4 protein-coding genes are annotated in these 2,222 nt (G+C 46.1%); all 4 read left to right on the top strand.

Annotated features, from left to right (window positions below):
- The first annotated feature begins 165 nt into the window (after positions 1-165).
- Entirely contained in the window at positions 166-747 is a 582-nt protein-coding gene (locus tag WBA23_RS12550; RefSeq protein WP_424582624.1) for a Uma2 family endonuclease, read from the top strand.
- 132 nt (positions 748-879) lie between these two features.
- The gene (locus tag WBA23_RS12555) at positions 880-1,260 is read left to right on the top strand and encodes a hypothetical protein (RefSeq protein ID WP_424582625.1); all 381 of its coding nucleotides are present in this window, start codon (positions 880-882) and stop codon (positions 1,258-1,260) included.
- Complete coding sequence (locus WBA23_RS12560) at positions 1,260-1,811, top strand: hypothetical protein (RefSeq protein WP_424582626.1); 552 nt, start codon at positions 1,260-1,262, stop codon at positions 1,809-1,811. Before WBA23_RS12555 ends, WBA23_RS12560 begins: the two co-directional genes overlap by 1 nt.
- A gap of 42 nt (positions 1,812-1,853) precedes the next feature.
- A partial coding sequence (locus WBA23_RS12565) for a hypothetical protein (protein ID WP_424582627.1) occupies positions 1,854-2,222 on the top strand: 369 nt, incomplete at its 3' end.

Below are 2,222 nucleotides of genomic sequence, written 5' to 3' on the forward strand. Positions count from 1 at the left end.
TGAACGTTATCAATAGTTATTTCTTCTGAATCGCTTGCTTGGCTTTTATCCCTTTCGTATCTTCATTACTCGTAGATTACGTCAAAGTAACGTTCGTCTTCTTGCTAGCGTTACTTAGTGTACATAATATCTCAATGGATCTTATCATTCATTAAAACTACGACAATGGAACAATCGCATATCACACAGAAACTGACGCTTGCTGAGTATCAACAGTTAGAAGAAGATAACTATCAACGGTATGAATACCATGATGGGGAGGTGTATGCGATGGCCGGTGGTGATCCTGTTCATAATGTGATTGGGGGTAATGTTATTACGGTACTGAACCAGTTGCTTCGCAAAAGAGACTGCACGGTGTTCACCAGTGATCAGAAAGTCTACATTGAATTCATTAACCGATCGCTCTATCCGGATGCGTCGGTCAGCTGTGGTCCAGTGGAACGGTCCGATCAAGATACCAAAGCGATTGTTAATCCTGTCTTACTGGTAGAAGTACTATCCGGAAGCACAGAAGCCTATGACCGTGGCAAAAAATTTGAATACTACAGTAAGCTGAATAGTTTAAAAGAGTACGTACTGCTAAGTCAGCATGAACCGGTGGCTCAGGTTTTTTACCGGGACTCACCCACCAGCATCTGGCAAATGTCGTGGGTAAATGGCAGGCAAGAGATACTTTGTCTACAGTCACTGGAAATAGAGACCACGCTTGAGGAGCTGTATTTAAAGACAGAGAATCTATCTTAAGGGTAAGTTGCTTATGTTATGAATCAGGTTGACAGCAAGTGGCGGGTTTGTTCTACTCCTTATATATAGTATACTGACTAATAGAGGATGATGAATGTCTTCACTAAAACACCCTATTATTTCTGATCTACCATGAATAAGATCAAATTCATTAAAGAAAAGATTCACGAGATCAAACGCCTGAATAGGCATTTATATGATTATCGGTTTCAGCCTGCTCGGAAGTATCTTCCTTTACTAGACGAAGCGGTGGTGCAGTGGTTAAGTCCGGCCGAAATTGATGCGCATGCCGTTGACTATCCAGACTACGCTGAGGTTCTGGTCCCGAATCAACCCGCCTACTACGATGGGGAATGTTACTTTCCACTAAGCGTACTGGATACCTGGATGCAGGAAACGGTTCAGGATTTGAAAAATCTGGATGAACATATTGCCGTTGAAAATGATCCGGGAGTTGAAGAAGCTGTTAAAGAATATATTCAGTACGCCTACGCTAGTCAACTACATCGTTAATGCCCATGAATATACCACTCAAAGAGCCTCGGCAAACTGCCCTGAGTGCCGAAACACTCAGTACCCGGCATCACCCCAAGGTACTGGCTTCTGTGTTATCGCATTTGGCCGTGGGGCAGCCCTGGAAGGAGATTGATCAGGTACAGTCACTGCCCTTAGACGCTATTCTGTATCAACCCTGGGCCCCCAATCGGACGCGCCGGGCGATGGGCTATTTTACGGCGGGTAGTCCGTTTCCCCCGATCAGCGTATTTGCCTACCGCATGCCTCATCCGGTTACCCAATCCCCTTCAGAGGATTTAGCTAAGGACTCACCCTATCGTATCTTCTATGATGTCGGAGACGGCAACCATCGGTGTTCGGCCGCCGAGCGGTGTGGTGAAACGCATATACAAGCCGAGGTAAGCGGGGTAGTCACCATTGACCCATTCGAGTTTATGTTGTCTGACCAGAAGCTATGGCTTCAAGAAGGGCGATTCATGCGATTAATTACCGAACCGACTGCCTTATCAATGGAATATTTGCGGTTATGGGTCCCCGAGCACCAATAAAATGTTTTACTCCTTATATATTGAAACTACCTCATCTGAACTATGATGACTGTTTACCACCTACAATACGATCTTTATCGGCAAGGTGTATTGCTGTCGGGACTTGATCTAGAACCAGAGCACTACACACCGGTAGCCCTGGTTCTGACGAATCATATTGGCACGGCCTATGGACTCACCCAACATCCCGAGCCACGAGGCTCATGGCCGGACTATCCGGAAGTCTCACCCTTACTTACGCAACCCATCCGCTCGAGCATGGTGGGGGATTTGCTGCTCAACGAAGTCAATGAATTGTATATCGTGCTAGGAACAGGCTATAAGCGGGTACGGTGGGGCAATCAGGGCATCATTCCTTACCTAGACGCGCACGATGAGCTGTCGGATAATTTCTTGTACAAGGATTTGGAC

It is taken from the genome of Tunicatimonas sp. (assembly GCF_049647865.1).
Lineage (GTDB): Bacteria > Bacteroidota > Bacteroidia > Cytophagales > Cyclobacteriaceae > Tunicatimonas.

Coding starts and splice junctions, on each gene's coding strand:
- WBA23_RS12550 (WP_424582624.1), top strand. CDS start 166: ATGGAACAATCGCATATCACACAGAAACTGACGCTTGCTGAGTATCAA.
- WBA23_RS12555 (WP_424582625.1), top strand. CDS start 880: ATGAATAAGATCAAATTCATTAAAGAAAAGATTCACGAGATCAAACGC.
- WBA23_RS12560 (WP_424582626.1), top strand. CDS start 1,260: ATGCCCATGAATATACCACTCAAAGAGCCTCGGCAAACTGCCCTGAGT.